This is a genomic window from Thalassospira indica, from assembly GCF_003403095.1.
GTDB classification, from domain to species: Bacteria; Pseudomonadota; Alphaproteobacteria; order Rhodospirillales; family Thalassospiraceae; genus Thalassospira; species Thalassospira indica.
In genome coordinates this window covers 2,676,131-2,694,142 of record NZ_CP031555.1, presented here as the reverse complement: position 1 = coordinate 2,694,142, position 18,012 = coordinate 2,676,131, and the positions used below count along the sequence as shown (strand labels likewise).

General features: G+C 54.0%; 23 protein-coding genes and 1 tRNA gene. 20 read left to right on the top strand and 4 right to left on the bottom strand.

Annotated elements, in window-relative coordinates:
• The first annotated feature begins 50 nt into the window (after positions 1-50).
• From rpiB to thiL, 9 genes are all read left to right on the top strand, one after another.
• The gene (gene rpiB / locus DY252_RS12760) at positions 51-494 is read left to right on the top strand and encodes a ribose 5-phosphate isomerase B (RefSeq protein ID WP_008891111.1); all 444 of its coding nucleotides are present in this window, start codon (positions 51-53) and stop codon (positions 492-494) included.
• 90 nt (positions 495-584) lie between these two features.
• Positions 585-1,859 (top strand): serine hydroxymethyltransferase, encoded by a 1,275-nt coding sequence (glyA, locus tag DY252_RS12755; protein WP_064789160.1) that lies wholly within the window; start codon positions 585-587, stop codon positions 1,857-1,859.
• Between the two features lie 24 nt (positions 1,860-1,883).
• On the top strand, positions 1,884-2,357 hold the full coding sequence (gene nrdR / locus DY252_RS12750) for a transcriptional regulator NrdR (RefSeq protein WP_008891109.1): 474 nt from the start codon (positions 1,884-1,886) through the stop codon (positions 2,355-2,357).
• Positions 2,326-3,477: a bifunctional diaminohydroxyphosphoribosylaminopyrimidine deaminase/5-amino-6-(5-phosphoribosylamino)uracil reductase RibD gene (gene ribD, locus DY252_RS12745; RefSeq protein ID WP_245960848.1), complete on the top strand. Its 1,152-nt coding sequence runs from the start codon at positions 2,326-2,328 to the stop codon at positions 3,475-3,477. Before nrdR ends, ribD begins: the two co-directional genes overlap by 32 nt.
• A 4-nt stretch (positions 3,478-3,481) precedes the next feature.
• Positions 3,482-4,069: a riboflavin synthase gene (locus DY252_RS12740; protein WP_064789162.1), complete on the top strand. Its 588-nt coding sequence runs from the start codon at positions 3,482-3,484 to the stop codon at positions 4,067-4,069.
• Between the two features lie 6 nt (positions 4,070-4,075).
• The gene (gene ribB, locus DY252_RS12735; protein ID WP_064789163.1) at positions 4,076-5,230 is read left to right on the top strand and encodes a 3,4-dihydroxy-2-butanone-4-phosphate synthase; all 1,155 of its coding nucleotides are present in this window, start codon (positions 4,076-4,078) and stop codon (positions 5,228-5,230) included.
• Positions 5,231-5,234: 4 nt separating this feature from the next.
• Positions 5,235-5,699 (top strand): 6,7-dimethyl-8-ribityllumazine synthase, encoded by a 465-nt coding sequence (gene ribH, locus DY252_RS12730; RefSeq protein WP_064789164.1) that lies wholly within the window; start codon positions 5,235-5,237, stop codon positions 5,697-5,699.
• Positions 5,699-6,196 (top strand): transcription antitermination factor NusB, encoded by a 498-nt coding sequence (nusB, locus tag DY252_RS12725; protein ID WP_063089462.1) that lies wholly within the window; start codon positions 5,699-5,701, stop codon positions 6,194-6,196. Before ribH ends, nusB begins: the two co-directional genes overlap by 1 nt.
• 1 nt (position 6,197) lies before the next feature.
• The gene (gene thiL / locus DY252_RS12720; protein WP_064789165.1) at positions 6,198-7,172 is read left to right on the top strand and encodes a thiamine-phosphate kinase; all 975 of its coding nucleotides are present in this window, start codon (positions 6,198-6,200) and stop codon (positions 7,170-7,172) included.
• Positions 7,173-7,201: 29 nt separating this feature from the next.
• Here thiL and DY252_RS12715 read toward each other — a convergent pair whose 3' ends face one another.
• Positions 7,202-7,651: an outer membrane protein assembly factor BamE gene (locus DY252_RS12715; RefSeq protein ID WP_008891102.1), complete on the bottom strand. Its 450-nt coding sequence runs from the start codon at positions 7,649-7,651 to the stop codon at positions 7,202-7,204.
• A 165-nt stretch (positions 7,652-7,816) separates the two neighbouring features.
• On the opposite strand from DY252_RS12715, the gene DY252_RS12710 reads away from it, so the two are divergent.
• The 7 genes from DY252_RS12710 to DY252_RS12680 all read left to right on the top strand — a co-directional run bounded on the left by DY252_RS12710 (position 7,817) and on the right by DY252_RS12680 (position 12,394).
• A complete protein-coding gene (locus tag DY252_RS12710; protein WP_064789166.1) occupies positions 7,817-8,389 on the top strand; it encodes a ubiquinol-cytochrome C chaperone family protein in 573 nt (190 codons plus the stop codon).
• Positions 8,382-8,960 carry a YceD family protein gene (locus DY252_RS12705; protein ID WP_064789167.1) on the top strand — a complete coding sequence of 193 codons (579 nt, stop codon included), beginning with the start codon at positions 8,382-8,384 and terminating at the stop codon, positions 8,958-8,960. The genes DY252_RS12710 and DY252_RS12705 overlap by 8 nt, the downstream gene beginning before the upstream one ends.
• Before the next feature lie 255 nt (positions 8,961-9,215).
• Positions 9,216-10,295: a phosphate acyltransferase PlsX gene (plsX, locus tag DY252_RS12700; RefSeq protein ID WP_063089467.1), complete on the top strand. Its 1,080-nt coding sequence runs from the start codon at positions 9,216-9,218 to the stop codon at positions 10,293-10,295.
• A 41-nt stretch (positions 10,296-10,336) separates the two neighbouring features.
• Positions 10,337-11,308 (top strand): beta-ketoacyl-ACP synthase III, encoded by a 972-nt coding sequence (locus DY252_RS12695; protein WP_063089468.1) that lies wholly within the window; start codon positions 10,337-10,339, stop codon positions 11,306-11,308.
• A 155-nt stretch (positions 11,309-11,463) separates the two neighbouring features.
• Entirely contained in the window at positions 11,464-11,754 is a 291-nt protein-coding gene (locus DY252_RS12690) for an integration host factor subunit alpha (protein WP_008891097.1), read from the top strand.
• A 12-nt stretch (positions 11,755-11,766) separates the two neighbouring features.
• Entirely contained in the window at positions 11,767-12,249 is a 483-nt protein-coding gene (locus tag DY252_RS12685) for a MerR family transcriptional regulator (protein WP_064789168.1), read from the top strand.
• A gap of 68 nt (positions 12,250-12,317) precedes the next feature.
• Positions 12,318-12,394 (top strand) — tRNA-Pro (locus DY252_RS12680).
• Between the two features lie 46 nt (positions 12,395-12,440).
• On the opposite strand, the gene DY252_RS12675 is transcribed toward DY252_RS12680, so the two are convergent.
• A complete protein-coding gene (locus DY252_RS12675) occupies positions 12,441-13,019 on the bottom strand; it encodes a histidine phosphatase family protein (protein ID WP_064789169.1) in 579 nt (192 codons plus the stop codon).
• A gap of 118 nt (positions 13,020-13,137) precedes the next feature.
• Entirely contained in the window at positions 13,138-13,383 is a 246-nt protein-coding gene (locus tag DY252_RS12670; protein ID WP_064781426.1) for a hypothetical protein, read from the bottom strand.
• A 103-nt stretch (positions 13,384-13,486) separates the two neighbouring features.
• On the opposite strand from DY252_RS12670, the gene cutA reads away from it, so the two are divergent.
• Both cutA and DY252_RS12660 read left to right on the top strand, forming a co-directional pair.
• Positions 13,487-13,843 (top strand): divalent-cation tolerance protein CutA, encoded by a 357-nt coding sequence (gene cutA / locus DY252_RS12665; RefSeq protein WP_064789170.1) that lies wholly within the window; start codon positions 13,487-13,489, stop codon positions 13,841-13,843.
• A 63-nt stretch (positions 13,844-13,906) separates the two neighbouring features.
• Complete coding sequence (locus tag DY252_RS12660) at positions 13,907-14,467, top strand: septation protein A (RefSeq protein ID WP_008891092.1); 561 nt, start codon at positions 13,907-13,909, stop codon at positions 14,465-14,467.
• A gap of 84 nt (positions 14,468-14,551) precedes the next feature.
• Here the strand turns inward: DY252_RS12660 and DY252_RS12655 are convergent, their stop codons facing one another.
• A complete protein-coding gene (locus tag DY252_RS12655; protein ID WP_064789171.1) occupies positions 14,552-15,757 on the bottom strand; it encodes a bifunctional 2-C-methyl-D-erythritol 4-phosphate cytidylyltransferase/2-C-methyl-D-erythritol 2,4-cyclodiphosphate synthase in 1,206 nt (401 codons plus the stop codon).
• A 116-nt stretch (positions 15,758-15,873) separates the two neighbouring features.
• Between DY252_RS12655 and ccsA the strand changes: the two genes are divergently transcribed.
• Both ccsA and dusB read left to right on the top strand, forming a co-directional pair.
• Positions 15,874-16,680 (top strand): cytochrome c biogenesis protein CcsA, encoded by an 807-nt coding sequence (gene ccsA, locus DY252_RS12650; protein WP_064789279.1) that lies wholly within the window; start codon positions 15,874-15,876, stop codon positions 16,678-16,680.
• 275 nt (positions 16,681-16,955) lie between these two features.
• A complete protein-coding gene (gene dusB / locus DY252_RS12645) occupies positions 16,956-17,966 on the top strand; it encodes a tRNA dihydrouridine synthase DusB (RefSeq protein WP_064789172.1) in 1,011 nt (336 codons plus the stop codon).
• Positions 17,967-18,012: the final 46 nt, after the last annotated feature.

Below are 18,012 nucleotides of genomic sequence, written 5' to 3'. Positions count from 1 at the left end.
GCTACAAGGCGCTCAAATTTTAACTTTTGCTTTTGAATAAAGGCACGCCTATGACCGTCAAAACCCTTGCGATTGCCTCCGACCACGGTGGTGTGGAACTGAAATCAACCATTGCTGAAACCTTGAAAAAGCGCGGGATTGAAGTGCTTGATCTGGGCACAGATGGTTCGGCTTCGGTTGATTACCCGGATTATGCGCAGGCAGTGGCCAAGGCCCTTATCGATGGCAAGGCCGAGGCGGGTATTCTGGTCTGTGGATCTGGCATCGGTATGAGCATGGCAGCCAACCGCTATCCGCAAATCCGCGCAGCACTGGTTCATGACCGTCTTTCCACGGAACTTTGCCGTCAACATAACAACGCAAATGTTCTTTGCCTTGGTGCCCGCCTGATTGGTGAAGCCACGGCACTTGATTGCGTTGATACCTTCTTGTCGACCGAATTTGAAGGCGGTCGTCACGAAGGTCGCGTCGCAAAAATGTCCTGCTCCGTCTGATTTTCTCGCCATCTGGCATCAACCGGAACGGGCAGGCGGTTCCTTAAGGGATCGCGTTACCCGTCACATCGCATCGAAAGAGGCCCCCGCATGTCGTTCAAAGGCTTTTTCACCACCAGCTTGGCCGAAGCTGATCCGGCACTGTACAAATCTGTCACCGACGAGCTTGATCGTCAGCAGAACCAGATCGAGATGATTGCTTCGGAAAACATCGTTTCCAAAGCGGTTATCGAGGCACAGGGCACTGTCCTGACCAACAAATACGCCGAAGGTTATCCTTCGCGCCGTTATTATGGTGGTTGTGAATATGTTGACGTTGCCGAACAGCTGGCAATTGATCGCGCCAAGGAAATCTTCGGCTGCGAGTTTGTCAACGTTCAGCCCCATTCCGGTGCGCAGGCAAACGGTGCGGTGATGCTGGCCCTTTGCAAGCCGGGCGATACCATTCTGGGTATGTCGCTTGATGCTGGTGGCCACCTGACGCACGGTGCGCGTCCGGCACTGTCGGGCAAGTGGTTCAATGCGGTTCAGTATGGCGTTCGTGAAGACGACCTGACCCTTGATTACGATCAGGTTGAGGCCCTTGCGGTTGAACACAAACCGGCCCTGATCATTGCCGGTGGTTCGGCCATTCCGCGTCAGATCGATTTCAAACGTTTCCGTGAAATCGCGGACAAGGTTGGCGCGCTTCTGATGGTTGATATGGCGCACTTTGCTGGCCTGGTTGCCGGCGGCGTTCATCCGAGCCCGCTTCCTTATGCAGATGTCGTGACCACCACCACGCACAAAACCCTTCGTGGTCCGCGTGGCGGCATGATCCTGTCAAACAATCTCGAGATCGGCAAAAAGATCAATTCCGCCGTCTTCCCGGGTCTGCAGGGTGGTCCTCTGATGCATGTGATTGCGGCCAAGGCTGTTGCCTTTGGCGAAGCACTTCGTCCGGAATTCAAGGCATATGCCCAGCAGGTTGTTGATAACGCCAAGGCACTGGCCGAAGTCCTTGTCAAACGTGGCTTTGACATCGTGACCGGCGGTACCGATACGCACCTGATGCTGGTGGATCTGCGTCCGAAGGGCCTGAAAGGCAACACGGCGGAAGTCGCACTGGAACGTGCAGGCATTACGTGCAACAAAAACGGTATTCCGTTTGACACCGAAAAGCCGACCATTACGTCTGGTGTACGTCTTGGTACGCCGGCTGGTACCACGCGTGGTTTCGGTGTTGCCGAATTCCAGCAGATCGGTGAACTGATTGGTGACGTTCTGGATGCCATGGTCGACAACCCGGAAGGCAATGCCGAAGTCGAGGCCGCCGTCCGTGCGAAGGTTGAAGACCTCTGCAAGCGTTTCCCGATCTATTCCTGATCGATTTGAGGCTTAGATAAAAATATGCGTTGCCCGTTTTGCGGACATACCGATACCCAGGTTAAGGACTCCCGTCCGACCGAAGAGCATCATGCCATTCGCCGTCGCCGGTTCTGTCCTGCCTGTGGTTCACGCTTCACGACATTTGAACGTGTCCAGTTGCGTGAGTTGATGGTTGTGAAAACAGACGGGCAACGCGAATTGTTCGACCGCGACAAACTGGCGCGGTCGATCTTTCTTGCGTGTCGCAAACGCCCGATCGAAGACGAACGTGTTGAAAAGGCCCTTAATGGCATTCAACGCCGTCTTGAAAGCAGTGGCGAAAGCGATATTTCCACCGACACCATTGGCGAAATGGTGATGGAGGCGCTTAATGCCCTCGATCAGGTGGCCTATGTACGCTACGCTTCGGTGTACAAGAATTTCCGTGAAGCCCGCGATTTCGAACAATTCGTCGAAAAAATGCATGATGGGGAAGAAGAGGCGGACGCAGAGTAATGACAGCCCCGCGTTTAGCGAAGACGACCGGCATTTCATGCGGGTCGCATTGAGCCTGTCAAAACGCGGTTTGGGAAATGTCTGGCCGAACCCGTCGGTTGGCTGTGTCCTTGTTTCTTCTGATGGCACCATTGTTGGCCGTGGTCACACACAACCCGGTGGCCGCCCGCATGCCGAACGTGTTGCCCTTGATCTGGCCGGTCCCTTGGCCCGCGGTGCAACCGCCTATGTCACCCTTGAACCGTGCAGCCATGTTGGCAAAACACCGCCCTGTGCAACCGGCCTGATTAAAGCAGGCGTGTCGCGCGTTGTCAGCGCGCTGACCGATCCGGATCCGCGTGTATCGGGCAGAGGGCATGAAATGCTGCGTGATGCGGGTATTCAGGTTGATGTCGGGCTGTATGCCATTGATGCCCGCCGTGTGAATGAAGGTTTCCTGTCCAAGGCCGAGCGTTCCCGTCCGTTTGTCACCCTTAAACTGGCGTCCACCCTTGATGCGCGATCTGCGACAGCAGATGGCGAAAGCCAGTGGATTACGGGTGCTGGCGCACGCGAATCCGGTCACATGCTGCGTGCTAACCATGACGCCATTCTGGTCGGTGCCAAGACGGTTATCGCCGATGATCCAAGTTTGACCTGTCGCCTTGCCGGGCGGAGCCATCATTCACCGGTGCGTATCATTTTGGATCGCGCAGGTGACGTACCGGTTACCGCCAAGCTTGTCCAGACGGCCGACGACGTGCCGACATGGCTGGTGACAGCCGACAAGAATTTCGCCGAACTATCGGAAAAATTTGAAAAAACTGCGGTAAAAGTGATTTGTGCCGCATGCGCAGGCGATCATTTGGACCTACATGATGTCCTGCGTAAGCTGGCAGATGAAGGTTTGACGCGTGTCCTTGTTGAAAGTGGCGGAAATCTTGCCGCCGGGTTGATCAGGGCGCGTGTTATCGATCGTATCATTCATTTCGTCGCGCCATCGGTGATCGGTGGTGACGGCAAGGCAATGATTGCAGATCTTGGTTTGAAACAGCTTGCAGACGCACCGCATTTCAAACGTACTTCAGTTCGTGAAGTAGGTGCAGATATTGCGGTAACCTACGATAAAATAACGGAATAAATGAATGTTCACTGGCATCGTCACCGATATCGCAACCGTTCGTGCAATCAAGAAAACCGGCGACACCCGGTTTGAGTTCACCACATCGTTTGATACCTCAAAGATCGTTCTGGGGGCATCAATCGCGTGTAATGGTGCCTGCATGACCGTGATCGAAACCGGTGATGACTGGTTTGCCATCGAGGCATCGGCAGAAAGCCTGTCGCGGACAACGCTGGGTGATCTTGTTGTCGGATCCAAGGTCAATCTCGAGCAGGCAACGCGTGTCGGCGATGAGTTGGGTGGTCACATCGTATCTGGCCATGTCGATGGCGTTGCAACGCTGACCAAACGCGTGCCAGAGGGCGACTCTTTGCGCCTGACATTCGAGGTGCCCGAGGCCTTCGCGAAATATATCGCATCCAAAGGATCGGTAACACTTGAAGGTGTGTCATTGACTGTCAATGAGGTTGACGGAAACACGTTTGGTATCAATCTGATACCGCATACCCAAAACGAAACCACATTGGGTTCAAAGCAACCGGGCGACCGGATCAACTTTGAAATTGATATGCTGGCACGCTACGTCGCGCGCATGCTGGGCAAGGATTGATCAACAATGCCGCATAATTATCTTTCGCCAATCGAAGACGTCATCGAAGAGGCCCGCAATGGCCGGATGTTCATTCTTGTTGATGACGAGGACCGCGAAAACGAGGGCGATCTGGTTATTCCGGCCCAGATGGCAACACCCGATGCCATCAATTTCATGGCAACGCATGGCCGCGGTTTGATTTGCCTGACGCTTGAATCTGTGCGCTGCGACGAGCTTGGCCTGACCATGATGAGCGCGCATAACGGCACGCGCCACGAAACAGCCTTTACTGTATCGATCGAAGCCAAGACTGGCGTTACCACCGGTATTTCCGCACCTGACCGCGCGCGGACTGTGGCCGTCGCAATTGATCCCAATGCCGGTCGCCACGATATCGTGACACCGGGCCATGTATTCCCGCTTCGTGCCCGTCCGGGTGGGGTTTTGGTACGAGCTGGCCATACAGAGGCGTCTGTTGATATCGCACGCCTTGCGGGCCTGAACCCGTCTGGTGTCATTTGTGAAATCATGAGTGATTCGGGTGAAATGGCGCGGCTGCCAGAACTGGTCGAGTTCGCCAAGAAGCACAATCTCAAGATCGCACAGATTGCCGATCTGATCCGCTATCGCCGCAAACATGAAAAGGTCGTTCAGCGTAAGGCCACCACCAAGATCAAAAGTGTGAATGGCGGCGAGTTTGACATGCATCTTTATGTCAACAACGTCACCTATGCCGAACATATTGCGCTGGTCAAAGGTGATATTTCTGATGACGCGCCGGTTCTGACCCGTGTGCATGCCCTAAATGTGATAGAAGATGTCTTGGGCGATACCCAAACGGGGCATCAGGGCCAACTTTCAGCCGCCATGCGCCAGATCGGCGAGGAGGGGCGTGGTGTGGTTGTCCTGATCCGTGAACCGCGCCCGAACACGCTGTCTGCATCGATTGCCAAACTGATCGAGATGAATGGCGGTGATGGCGATGCCCTGCGTCAGGAACTGGCGAATGAAAACGGTGATGGCGATTTGCGAGACTATGGTGTCGGTGCGCAAATCTTGCATGATCTTGGCATTCGCGACATGATTCTGCTTTCAAATACCAAACGCCACATTGTAGGACTTGACGGCTTCGGTCTAAATCTGGTTGATCAGCGTCCGCTTGTCGTCTCGGAGGAATAAAATCATGAGCAACGCCCCCCACATTCTGATTGTGGATGCGCCGTATTACACGCATATCGTCGAAGACCTTGTCAAAGGGGCGGCTTCGACGCTGCAAGCTGGTGGCGCGACATGGGACCGTATTTCGGTCGCGGGTGCGTTTGAAGTGCCGATTACCATCCGTTATGCTGTGCAGTCGATGGAAGAATTGGCCACTGGTCCGCGCTATGACGGTTATCTTGCGCTGGGGTGTGTTATCCGTGGCGAAACCACGCATTACGACCACATTTGCGAAGAAGCCAACCGTGCGCTGATGCAGCTTTGCCTTGACTACAACCTGGCAATCGGCAATGGCATCCTGACTGTCGAGAACGAGGCGCAGGCACTTGCACGGGCCAAGGCTGACGAAAAGAACAAGGGCGGCGAGGCTGCCAACGCTGTTCTGCGTCAGATTGAAGTTCAAAACCACTTTGGAATACATCACAAGTAATGACCGAGAAATCAAAGGCATCAGCCGCACAACGGCGCAGCGCGGCGCGTTTCGCCGCTATTCAGGCGCTTTATCAGGCAGAGCTTTCGCAGCTGCCTGCCGCTGATATCGTGCGCGAATATTCCGACTTCCGCCTTGATGGTACGGGTGGTCGCGATCTTGATGTGCCAAACGAAGACCTGATCGATCCGGATCGCGGCTTTTTCGCCGATCTGGTTCAGGGCGTTGCCGCGCGCATGGTCGATCTTGATGCGCTGATCAATGGTGCGCTTGAAAAGGGCTGGACCACGCAGCGTCTTGAAACGGTTTTGCGCAGTATCCTGCGTGCGGGCACGTATGAACTGATTGCACGTGAAGACGTGCCGATGCGGGTTGTCATCACGGAATATGTCGACGCAGCTCATTCGTTCTTTGACGAGAACGAACCGAAGCTGGTCAATGCCGTGCTGGACCGCATCGGGAAAACCTTGCGTCCCGGTGAAGCCGGACAGAATTGATATGGCAGCGCGATCCGGCGAATTTGAACTGATCGCGCGCCATTTTGCGCCCATTGCGCAAAGTGATCCGGCCGCATTGTCTTTGAAGGATGATGCGGCCGTATTTTCACCACCAGCCGGGCACGAGGTTGTTGTCACAACCGATGCGCTGGTGGCTGATGTCCATTTCCGAAGCATTGATGAACCGGAACTGATCGCAAAGAAAGTTCTGCGCGTGAACCTGTCGGACTTGGCGGCCATGGGCGCCCGACCGGGCGGCGTCGTCTTGAGTTCGGGTTATAATCGCGATCTTTCTGATGACTGGGTTGCGCGATTTGCCAAGGGTTTTGGCGAAGATTGTGCGGCTTATGATGTTTCACTTTGGGGCGGAGATACGGTTGCAACCCCGGGTCCGACATTCTTCAGCCTGACGGCATTTGGCTATGTTCCAATGGGCAGGGCCCTGCGACGTGATCTGGCAAAGCCGGGCGATGTTTTGGCCGTCACCGGAACGTTGGGTGATGCGGCCTTGGGGCTGGCGCTACTGAACGGTGAATTTCCCGATCTTGCACCGGATTTGGCCGAGTTCCTGAAAGACCGTTATTGGTTGCCGCAGCCGCGGATGACGGAAAGTGCGGCCTGTATCGCATCGAAACAACGCCTGGCTGCCATGGATATTTCCGACGGGCTTGCAGGGGATTGTCGCAAGATTTGTTCTGCTTCGGGTGTCGGTCTTGTGATCAACCGCGATGCTGTTCCGCTATCCAAGGCGGCACGGGCTGTGTTGGATGGTGATGAAGACCAGTGGTCGCGCATTCTTGCGGGCGGTGATGATTACGAACTTCTGATTGCGGGCTCACCCGATGATGTTGCTGCCTTGGGTGATGCCTTCACCGTCATCGGTGGGGTGACGGATGAAGTTGGGGTGGTGTCGTTGATCGGGACGGATGGAAAAATGGCCGAACTCGCAGATGGCGGGTTCGACCATTTTAAATAACGACAGATCTCTTGATCGGCTCAGGCGGCTTATTTCTGCTCGCTGAACCGGCCGAGGTTGCCGAAGAGCTGTTGCAGGATCGTGATTTCACGACCGGCAGTCGGTGTGACGCGGTCCGTCGGGATAACCGGCTTGCCGTCTTCGAGGTCATATTCACTCAGGATTTCGACGCGGTTGGCCGCATCGAAGCTGATCAGAATGACTTTCTGCTGGACGGTTTCGGGTTCGAAGAACGCAACGGTTTCGGTCACACTGGAAATATAAAGCCAGACATTTTCGTCAAAGGCGGCAACCGATGATGGCGATCCCAGAATATTGGTGACATCACCCTTGGTCGATTCTCCGACAGAGATCTGTTCAAGCTGTTCTGGGTCCGGCGCGTGGCCGCGGGTCGCAATTCTGGGGCTGCAAGCAGCGACAAAGGCAATAGCCAGCCCTGCCAGCATGATCAGGGGAATGCGGGTAGTTTTGTTATCCATGAAGCTCACCTGAGCGACCCTCTTCTTGAAGCGAAACCGGAATTGCCTTGAGTTTCTGCGCGAGGCGCATGATATTGCCGGGCAATGCATGGGGCAGACATGCCCCAATGAGATTTACGGCATTCTGCGTGCCACGACAGGAATGTCAACGAAGGAGTGTTACTGTTGTTTGGATGGCTTAAGAAAAAAGACCGCAAGCAAACTGCTGCGTTCGAGCTTTACACGGCAATGGTAACCCAGGCGCGCCAACCGGACTTTTACGCAAAGCTTGGCGTTCCCGATAAGATGGAAGGGCGCTTTGACCTTATTCTCGTTCATGCGTTCATCCTGTTTCGCCGTCTGAAGGCCGATGATGGCGACCGTGATCTTGCACAGCGCATCTTTGATGTAATGTTTGCTGATCTTGATCAGAATATGCGTGAAATGGGGATCGGCGATGTCGGCATCCTGAAACGGATCCGAAAGATGTCTGAATCCTACCATGGGCGCATTGTTGCCTATGAAGAAGGCGTTCAGTCTGGCGCAGCCGAGCTTGCCGCCGCACTGGACCGTAATCTTTACGCTGACTGTAATGTCAGCAATGAACAACTTATGGCGATGGTCGGCTATATCCACGACGCGCTGACCAGCCTTGAAAATCAAACCATTTTGCAAATGCAGAACGGCGCGGTTCATTTTCCCGATGTCCCGGCTGTTGCTGTATCTGACTCGCACGAGAAAGAACGACCTGATGCCTGATAATTTTACCCCCGAGTTTTCCCGTATTGTCAAAACCGATGAAATGGTCAGTGGCAAAGAGAAACTTGTTATTGAAGCCAACGAAAAGGAACGTGCCGAACTGGCCAAACGGTTCGAGCTGGTTTCAATTGATAGCTTGCGCGCCGAGCTGGAAGTTAAAACCGCGTCAAACGGCGAAGTTACCGTACGTGGCCCGATGAGTGCCGAAATCGTTCAGCGCTGTGTCGCAACACTGGAGCCCGTGCCGGAAACTGTTGAAGACACGGTCGAAGTTCTTTTCTCGCCGCATGTTTCCGAAGAAGACATGCCGTCAAACCCGGACGATCTTGAAAATCTGTCGGAAGCCGAATTGATGGCGCTGCTTGAACAGCCCGAGCCGCTTGTTGATGGCATGATTGATCTGGGCGAGGTTGTGGCACAGTTCCTAGCCGTTGCGATGGACCCGTATCCGCGCAAGGATGATGCAGAACTACCGGACTCGATCCAGACCGAAGAAGAAGCCGACGCCGACAAACCCAACCCGTTTGCGCAGCTTGCAGACCTTAAAGAACAGCTTGAAAAGAAAAAATAGTGGTCATCCGGGCGGTAACGTCTGATGATTAGGCTTGTTGAATATGCCGGTATTTACCGGCATTTCACATTTTGACTGCACTATGACCGTGTTCACACTGTTATGGTGTGGGCAGCCGGAATGTGCTTTACCTTGTATCTGGTGGAGAATTCCGGTAATTACGGGCGTTCCGGCCCATTGATGACAAGCTTTGCCTATTGGCTTGCCTGCCGGATACCCGGTTCAGAGATTTTAGAACAACCATAAGAGAATACGTTGCCTGAACAGGTTTGCATATCACTTGACGCGATGGGAGGAGACCACGCGCCTGAGATGGTTTTGGCTGGTGCCGAAATTGCGCTCAAGCGTTTGCCCCATCTCAAGTTTCTGATGTTTGGTGATGAAGCGAAACTCAAACCGCTTTTGGCCAAATATCCAACACTGGAAGCTGTCAGCGACATCCGCCACGCTTCGCAGGAAGTCATGATGGAAGACAAACCTTCCGTCGCGCTTCGCCAGCGCCGTGATTCCAGCATGCGTCTTGCCATCAACGCCGTCAAAGAGGGCGACGCACAGGGTGTCGTGTCTGCCGGGAATACCGGTGCACTGATGGCGATGGCCAAGTTCGTCTTGAAAACTGTGCGTGGCATCGATCGCCCGGCAATCGCCACCTATATGCCGACACAGCGCGGCGAGACGGTGATGCTTGACCTTGGCGCAAACATCGAATGTGACGAACACAATCTTGTGCAGTTTGCCCTGATGGGGGAAGTGTTCACACGGATCCTGTTTGGTCTTGAAAAACCGTCTGTCGGTTTGCTTAACGTCGGTATCGAAGAACTCAAGGGTAATGAGTCGGTCAAGAAAGCCGCGGCGATTTTGCGCGACATTGATCTGCCGATCCGTTTTGAGGGCTTTGTCGAAGGTGATGACCTGGCCAAGGGTACGGTCGATGTGATCGTGACTGACGGGTTTACCGGCAACGTCGCGCTGAAAACCGCAGAAGGTACTGCGCGTCTGCTGGTGCATTTCCTGCGCGAGACGTTCAAAAGTTCGTTCTTTGCCAAGATCGGTTATCTTCTTGCCCGTCGTTCGCTTCAGCGTTTCCGTGATCGCATGGATCCGCGCCGTTATAACGGGGCCATGTTGCTAGGCCTTAACGGTATTGCGGTCAAAAGCCATGGCGGCACCGACGCGCTTGGTTTTTCCAACGCCATCGGGGTTTGCCACGATCTGATCGTGAACAACCTCAATGACAGCATCAAGCACGAGCTTGCACTATTTGAAGAGGCTATGAGCGGCCTTGAAAATGCGGAGCAAGAAGACGTTGCCGTTCCTGTTGGTCAAGCCAACTGATTAACCCACCAGAAAAACAGAAAACCGGCGGTCCCCAAATCATGACAACTCGTTCTCGCATTATTGGTTGCGGTTCATATTTGCCTGCAAACGTTGTAACCAATGATGATCTGGCCAAGCGCGTTGACACGTCAGATGAATGGATTGTTGCCCGTACGGGCATTCGTCAGCGCCACATCGCAGCCGAAGGTGAAACCACCAGTGATCTTGCCTTTGCCGCTGCCAAAAGCGCGATGGAACATGCCGGTGTCACATCTGATGACATCGATCTGATCATTGTTGCGACCGCGACCCCGGACAACACATTCCCGGCCACAGCCACCAAGGTGCAAAATCGCCTTGGGGTCAAAGGGTTCGCCTTTGATGTTCAGGCGGTTTGTTCGGGCTTTATCTATGCGCTGACGACGGCAGATATGTATATCCGCAACGGTCAGGCCAAAACCGCACTTGTCATCGGGGCGGAGACTTTTTCGCGTATTCTTGATTGGGAAGATCGCCGGACCTGCGTGCTGTTTGGCGATGGTGCGGGGGCTGTCGTCGTGCAGGCCGTTGAAGGCACGGGCACGATTGAAGACGTGGGTATTCTTGCCAACCGTCTGCATTCCGATGGCAGCAAGTATGAGCTTCTTTATGTCGATGGTGGGCCGTCTGCGACCCAGACCGTCGGGCATTTGCGCATGGAAGGTCAGGAAGTCTTCCGCCACGCTGTGACAAACCTTGCCAGCGTTATCCGCGAAGTTCTGGCCGATACCGGCCTTGAGCCGGGTGATATCGACTGGCTGGTGCCGCATCAGGCCAACCAGCGCATTCTCGATAGTACGGCGCGCAAATTTGGTATTTCCAAGGATAAGGTGGTTGTGACGGTTGATCGTCACGCCAACACGTCTGCGGCGTCAATCCCATTGGCACTGGCCGAGGCGGTCCATGACGGACGTGTCAAACGCGGTGATATCGTCGTGCTTGAAGCCATGGGCGGCGGTTTTACCTGGGGCGCATCGTTAATGCGTTGGTAAAGCCGGACCATTTGTACGGAATGGCACAAATTCACGTGAAATTCTTAATTTTCACAACATTCCGTCAAAAAGCATTGTATCCTGTTGATATTGAGTGATTTCGCTACCAGATATAGCCTTGTAAATTAAGTCCCGTAATTAGGAGGCGGCCTGTCATGTCGGAAACAACGATTACCCGTGCGGATCTCGCGGAAGCCGTTTATCAGGAAGTTGGTCTGTCGCGGAATGAATCCGCCCAGCTGCTTGAAACTGTTCTCGATGAAATTTCATCGGCACTGATCAAGGACGAAGTTGTAAAAATTTCCTCTTTCGGAAGTTTCTCTGTTCGTCAGAAAGGTCAGCGTATCGGACGAAACCCGAAAACGGGTGAAGAAGTACCGATCCTTCCGCGTAAGGTGCTTGTCTTCCGGCCTTCACAGGTCCTGAAAGCCCGAATTAACGCTTAAGAAAAAGAAGTCATGAAAACGAACTTGGGGGCTGCGGCGGGAACTTCCCGCCGGACAGCAAAGTCTGACTCTGCTTTTCGCACAATTAGCGAGGCTGCAAAGGAGCTTGGTCTTCAGCAGCACGTCCTGCGGTTCTGGGAATCCAAGTTTCCCCAGATCCAGCCGATGAAACGGGCAGGGGGCAGACGCTATTATCGTCCAGAAGACATTGATTTCCTTGCCCATATTCGCACGCTGCTGCACGATCAGGGCTTTACGATCAAGGGGGTGCAAAAGCTCCTTGATCAGAACAAGGGCAAGTTGCCATCGGAAATCGCTGTAACCGGCCAGGACACAGAGACGGGCGCATCGGATATGGCGCCGGGCGCTACTGTGTCTGGAATGACCAGTGTCTCCGGTCAGGACAAAACAGCGCTGAAAGCTGTTTTGGGCGAACTCGAAGAACTTCAGGCGATCCTGCGCACAGGCCTGCAGGACGTTAAAAAAAATCCATAAAAACCATTTGCGTCTTTGGCGTGGCGCCGCTATTTATCGAGCCGCGCCAAACGGCGCAACTCTACGGTCGGAGCGTGGCGCAGCCTGGTAGCGCACCTGCATGGGGTGCAGGGGGTCGGAGGTTCGAATCCTCTCGCTCCGACCAATTATCTCCCCTTTGATATTATTGCGAAATTTCGCGTCTTCGGATGTTACGGCATCAGCCGGGAAAGCACGTCCAGTTCCGTACCATCATCAGACATCCTAAACAGAATGAGTTCACCGGACCGCGGGAAAATGTCGGTCAGGGCGGTGATGTTCACCTGATGGGTCACCAGCAACAGCTTTTCATCACCGGGAAGGCTGGCAAGCTTTGCTTTGATTTCGGCGGTCTGTGCCGCTTCTGTGCTGCGATTGCGGAAAAAGGAATTTAGTGCTGGCTCCTCGGTCACCGGACCAAGATCAAGCAACTGCGCGGTATCAACGCACCGGCACCACTGGCTTGTCAGGATTGAGGTTAATTCAATCCCCATCTCACGGATGCGATCGCCGGTTTGACGCGCTTGTTGGCGGCCGGTGTTGTCCAGATTGCGCTGTGTCGTGCAGTCGCCAAGGGTGAAGTTCGCCGGATCGCCAGTGCCCGGCGCAATGGCATGGCGCATCAAGGCATGAACACCGTCAGACTGCCAGATCTGCCATGCTACGTCAGAGGCGGCAGCCGACTGCGGAAGGCTCAGTAATGCCCCCAGAACGGCAACCACCCGGAACATATTTCGCAGCAATATCGGCATGATCTTTACCCATCTGTTGCCATTAGCAAGATGAGTCTGATACCCGCAATCATCGGGATCGGATCAGATCGGTCAGGATTTTACGGGTTTGGCACGCCAAGCTTTCTGGGGAAGGGCGTTAATTGCCTGCACTGGCGACGCGACGCCCTTCATCAGTCAGCTTGCAGATCAGCCAATCGGGCTTGACAGGGTTGTCAAACCACGGCGCCGCCCAGCCATGATCAATACAGCTTCGAACCGTTTTTTCGCTGATCTGTTTGCCATTGCCGTCAAAAAGCGGCAATTTGCCACCGGGCTGGCTGAGGCCACGGCGCAGCCATTCAAGCTGCACATCGGTCGGTTTCGAATGTTTTTTCCCCGTCATCGGTACTCCTCGCACCGTTATGATATGATTGGTGATACAAACATCGGATGTTAGGTCCTGACCCTGATCAGTGTGACGGATTATCAACCATGGAGCAATCGCAATGACGCCAGAAGAGTTCCAACCAAGTGAGATGTCATTTCTGTATGTTACGGTGCCGGACATGGATATGGCGCGTGTGATTGCGGGTGGTGCTATTCGCGAAAAACTTGCGGCCTGTGCCAATGTCTTGCCTCATATGACGGCGATCTATGAATGGGATGGCGATGTCGAGGAAGAAACCGAGGTGGTGGTTATTCTGAAAACATCAAAAACAAAGGCGCTTGAATTGGCGCAATGGGTTGAAGATCACCACACATATGAGGTTCCCTGTATTCTTGAACTTCCGTTGGGGCGTGGCAATCACGATTATGTTTCATGGCTGCAAACCCAATTGGGATTCGGATCACGGCTGATGTGATTGCATATGGTGGGCATGCCCCCTAGGATGGCGCAAATTTATTCCATGGGATGATACGAGTTAATGAACCAGCTTACCAAAATGGCGCTCGAAATGGGGCCGTTGGTCCTGTTTTTTGCGGTGAATGCAACGACCAACCTGATGACAGCAACGGCAGTGTTTGTCGCCGCCACCGTCGTAGCACTCGCGACGTCATACGCGCTGGCGCGAACCATCCCGGTGATGCCGTTGATCGGTGGGGTGTTTGTCATCGTGTTTGGTGGCCTGACGCTGTATCTCGATGATGAATTGTTCATCAAGATCAAGCCGACGATTGTGAACTTGCTGTTTGCCAGCATCCTGTTTGGCGGACTGGCAGCAAGAAAACTGTTCCTGAAGCTGGTTCTGGAAAGTGCGTTCAAGGCAACCGATGAAGGTTGGCGCATTCTGACCTGGCGTTGGGCGTTCTTCTTTGTGTTTCTGGCCGTGGTCAATGAAATCGTCTGGCGCAATTTCTCGACCGATACATGGGTGGCCTTCAAAGTCTGGGGCATTATGCCGATCACCATGGTGTTCGGCATGGCACAGGTACCGGTGCTGATGAAGCACCAGTTGCCAGAAGAAGGCGACAAGGCCGCATCCTAAGCTGCTGATGCGCGCATATATCCTTGAAATGCAAAAGGGCAGGATTTTGATCCTGCCCTTTGTTTTGTTGGTTTTCGCGGTTGATTATTTGATCGGAAGGGCAACACTGACGGTCGCCTGTGCGGCAATGCCTTCTTCGCGCCCGGTAAAGCCAAGTCGTTCGGTGGTGGTGGCCTTGACGTTGACGCGTTCCACATCAATCCCGAGAATTTCCGCGACTTTCTGGCGCATTGCCTGGGTGTGAGGCCCGATTTTCGGACGTTCACAGATGAGCGTAACATCGACATTCACAATCCGCCCGCCACGCTTGCGCACAAGGTCGGCCGCGTGTCTGAGGAAGATGTCAGACGCAGCCCCTTTCCATTGCATATCGCTTGGTGGGAAGTGTTGGCCAATGTCGCCTGCACCAATCGCGCCCAAAATCGCATCGGTCAGGGTGTGCAGGCCGACATCGGCATCGGAATGGCCTTCAAGGCGCGCGCTGTGCGGGACTTTTATTCCGCAAAGGATGCAATGATCCCCCGGTGCGAAGCGGTGAACGTCAAATCCGGTGCCAGCCCGATATTCTTCTTGCGACATGTGCGCTGTTTCCTTGTCTGTCGTATTTGCCCAGCTTTGTGCCCTGCCAAAATCATCCCGGTGGGTGATCTTGTCATTGTTTGTGGTCCCGGCAACACAGATCACATCAAGCCCGGTGGCCTCAAGCAGGGCTGCATCGTCGGTAAATTCCTGGCCTTCGAATTTCTGATGCGCATCGAAAATCGTTTTGAAATCAAACCCCTGTGGGGTCTGCGCACGTTGTAGGGTTTCGCGTGCAATCGTTTTGGTTATGACGCCATCCCGATTTGTCTGCTTGATGGTATCCGCCACGGGCAGGGTGGGTATCGCCCCCGGATGGGTCCGAAGTGCTGTCATAACCCGATCAATCACGTCATCGGATATCCCCGGGCGTGCTGCGTCGTGAATTAGAACGATATCCGGTCCCTTGGCCTCAAGGGCGCGCAATCCGTTCAGAACCGATTGCTGCCGGGTGTCACCACCTGGCACCGGCGCAGGGAGAGATCCGGTTTTATCCAAGGTCGCTGTTGCGCTTTCATACCAGTCCTGATGGGCGGGATTATAGACCACCTGAATAAGGTCGGGATCGGTATGTCGTGCAAAGCATTCGATGCAATGTGCAAGAATGCTTTTGCCGCCAAGCATGTGATATTGTTTTGGTATCGGGTCGCCAAATCTGCTACCGCTGCCGGCAGCGACGATGACAACGCCTGTTTTTTGGGTCATAAACATAAAGCCATGGCTTGTCGTGAGTGCGCCGCAGGCTATCTTTCTGCGGAGGTTTTGCCAAGTCGGCAAATGCAATATCGGGGTCGCGATTGATCCCGGAGACTGAAACGGGTTTCAAGATGCTTGCAGCATATATCCATATCCTTGCCCTGTTGCCCCTGACCGGACAGATCATGCGCCCCGAACCGCGGCGCGATATCTGGCTTTATGCATCCATTTGTCTGGCGGCTGTCGGCACGATGGTGTTGCTGGGCGTTACCGGCGAGGAAGTTCAGTCCCGTGGCTTTGCCGCGGCCCTGCACTGGTCGGAACTAACCGTGATCCTGATCTTTGGTGGTCTGGTGATTTGCAAAGGCCCGCATCAGGTCTGGCGATTGGCTGGCTATATCGGCGGTTATCTGCTTCTTTTCGCGGTTTTGGCGGCGGTCTTCCGCGTATTTGGTAACAACGTTGCTGAAACCGTCGATGGGCCGGCACTTTATTCCGGTTGGCTTTGGGCGCATATCGGCAGTTCATTGATCACCTATGCGCTTGTGACTTTGGCTGCGATTGCGGCGATGGCTTATGTCGTTCAGGAATACGCCCTGAAAAAACGCAAGCCGACCCGCTGGAGCCGCCGTCTGCCACCGTTGCGCGACAGTGAATACATGTTGGTCGGGTTTTTGAAATGGTCGGCCTGGATCCTCATCATCGGGATCATTTCGGGCTTTGCGCTTCGGTATGTTGAAGGTCAGAACCTGTGGGAAATCGACCACAAGATGCTGTTGACCTTGCTGGGTTTTGCGACCATTTGTTTGCTGATCTTTATCCATGAACGTTCCACCTTGCGCGGGCGCATGGCTGTACGCTTTGTTCTTGGCGCCTGGTTGCTTCTGACCTTGGCGTTTCCGGGCGTTCGGTTGGTAACCGGCTATATCATCGGCTAACCCGAAAGCAGGGCGACCATATAGCCCTGCCAGATTGTGTCTTGCTCAATTTTTACGATCATCGGTTTGATGTATGCATAATTGCTAGTCATTATTCAGGCATGGGCACGCATTCCTGATCGGATGGTTAGTCCCGGCAATGTTGAACTTTCGTCGGATTTTCCTAGAATTTTCAGGTTTGAAACAACGATAATTGCAACAACAGGCTGAGAGTTGTTGCATGTCGTGGCCAGTTTTATTAATCTGCCCAAGTTTTAGGCAATTGGAATTCCTTCATGTCATTGCAGATCGGTTCTGTACATGTGCCAGAGAATGTTGTGCTGGCACCGATGTCAGGTGTGACTGACCTTCCGTTTCGGCAACAGGTCCGCCAGTTTGGCGGACATCTTGTTGTGTCCGAAATGATTGCGTCGGATGCGATGACCCGCATCCAGCGGCATGAAAAAGAAGTCCGTAAAATGCATGGCGATTGTGCTGCTGAAAGCCCGCTTTCGGTCCAGCTTGCCGGCACCGAACCCGACGAAATGGCCGAAGCGGCCAAGATGAACGAAGCCCGCGGGGCCATGATCATCGATATCAATATGGGGTGCCCGGCCAAGAAGGTGACCAAGGGCTATGCCGGCTCGGCACTCATGTGTGATGAAAAGCTGGCCGCCGATATTATCAAGGCGACGGTGGATGCGGTGTCGGTTCCGGTGACGTTGAAAATGCGTCTTGGCTGGGATGATGATAACCGTAATGCCCCGAAGCTTGCTCGTATCGCCGAGGATCTGGGGATTGCGATGCTGACCATTCATGGACGCACGCGCTGCCAGTTCTATAAGGGCGATGCCGACTGGGATGCGATTGCATTGGTCAAAGACGCAGTTTCAATTCCGGTTCTTGGCAACGGCGATGTAAACAGCGAAGAAGACGCCAAGGAACTGCTTGAGCGATCCGGCGCCGACGGGGTCATGATCGGTCGTGGGGCACAGGGGCGTCCGTGGTTCCTTGCACAGGTTTCGCACTATCTTGCGACGGGGAAAAAGCTTCCGGCGCCAACACTTGAAATTCAGCTCCAGACCATCCTGCGTCACTATGATGCGATGATTGATCATCATGGCCGTCAGGGTGTGCGCATCGCCCGCAAGCATCTGGCGTGGTATTGCAACAGCCTGAGAAATGCGACGGAATTTCGTCGCATTGTCAATGTGTTGGATGACCCAGCCGAAGTCAAAAATCAAATCCGGTCATTCTACGAACCGTTGATCGAAAACGAAATCAAACTGGATCAGGCAGCCGCCTGATTACCTCATAACAATAATATGGCGACGGTCAAAAACTGTTGTCGGG

What these genes read in the sequence shown, in the direction of transcription:
- ribD (WP_245960848.1), top strand. Translation starts at nt 2,326, where the DNA reads ATGATGGGGAAGAAGAGGCGGACGCAGAGTAATGACAGCCCCGCGTTT.
- DY252_RS12690 (WP_008891097.1), top strand. Translation starts at nt 11,464, where the DNA reads ATGTCGGAAACAACGATTACCCGTGCGGATCTCGCGGAAGCCGTTTAT.
- DY252_RS12705 (WP_064789167.1), top strand. Translation starts at nt 8,382, where the DNA reads ATGCCTGATAATTTTACCCCCGAGTTTTCCCGTATTGTCAAAACCGAT.
- DY252_RS12685 (WP_064789168.1), top strand. Translation starts at nt 11,767, where the DNA reads ATGAAAACGAACTTGGGGGCTGCGGCGGGAACTTCCCGCCGGACAGCA.
- DY252_RS12655 (WP_064789171.1), bottom strand. Translation starts at nt 15,757, where the DNA reads ATGTTTATGACCCAAAAAACAGGCGTTGTCATCGTCGCTGCCGGCAGC.
- DY252_RS12715 (WP_008891102.1), bottom strand. Translation starts at nt 7,651, where the DNA reads ATGGATAACAAAACTACCCGCATTCCCCTGATCATGCTGGCAGGGCTG.
- dusB (WP_064789172.1), top strand. Translation starts at nt 16,956, where the DNA reads ATGTCATTGCAGATCGGTTCTGTACATGTGCCAGAGAATGTTGTGCTG.
- thiL (WP_064789165.1), top strand. Translation starts at nt 6,198, where the DNA reads ATGGCAGCGCGATCCGGCGAATTTGAACTGATCGCGCGCCATTTTGCG.
- cutA (WP_064789170.1), top strand. Translation starts at nt 13,487, where the DNA reads ATGACGCCAGAAGAGTTCCAACCAAGTGAGATGTCATTTCTGTATGTT.
- DY252_RS12695 (WP_063089468.1), top strand. Translation starts at nt 10,337, where the DNA reads ATGACAACTCGTTCTCGCATTATTGGTTGCGGTTCATATTTGCCTGCA.
- rpiB (WP_008891111.1), top strand. Translation starts at nt 51, where the DNA reads ATGACCGTCAAAACCCTTGCGATTGCCTCCGACCACGGTGGTGTGGAA.
- DY252_RS12675 (WP_064789169.1), bottom strand. Translation starts at nt 13,019, where the DNA reads ATGCCGATATTGCTGCGAAATATGTTCCGGGTGGTTGCCGTTCTGGGG.
- nusB (WP_063089462.1), top strand. Translation starts at nt 5,699, where the DNA reads ATGACCGAGAAATCAAAGGCATCAGCCGCACAACGGCGCAGCGCGGCG.
- DY252_RS12660 (WP_008891092.1), top strand. Translation starts at nt 13,907, where the DNA reads ATGAACCAGCTTACCAAAATGGCGCTCGAAATGGGGCCGTTGGTCCTG.
- ribH (WP_064789164.1), top strand. Translation starts at nt 5,235, where the DNA reads ATGAGCAACGCCCCCCACATTCTGATTGTGGATGCGCCGTATTACACG.
- glyA (WP_064789160.1), top strand. Translation starts at nt 585, where the DNA reads ATGTCGTTCAAAGGCTTTTTCACCACCAGCTTGGCCGAAGCTGATCCG.
- DY252_RS12670 (WP_064781426.1), bottom strand. Translation starts at nt 13,383, where the DNA reads ATGACGGGGAAAAAACATTCGAAACCGACCGATGTGCAGCTTGAATGG.
- DY252_RS12740 (WP_064789162.1), top strand. Translation starts at nt 3,482, where the DNA reads ATGTTCACTGGCATCGTCACCGATATCGCAACCGTTCGTGCAATCAAG.
- ccsA (WP_064789279.1), top strand. Translation starts at nt 15,874, where the DNA reads ATGCTTGCAGCATATATCCATATCCTTGCCCTGTTGCCCCTGACCGGA.
- nrdR (WP_008891109.1), top strand. Translation starts at nt 1,884, where the DNA reads ATGCGTTGCCCGTTTTGCGGACATACCGATACCCAGGTTAAGGACTCC.
- ribB (WP_064789163.1), top strand. Translation starts at nt 4,076, where the DNA reads ATGCCGCATAATTATCTTTCGCCAATCGAAGACGTCATCGAAGAGGCC.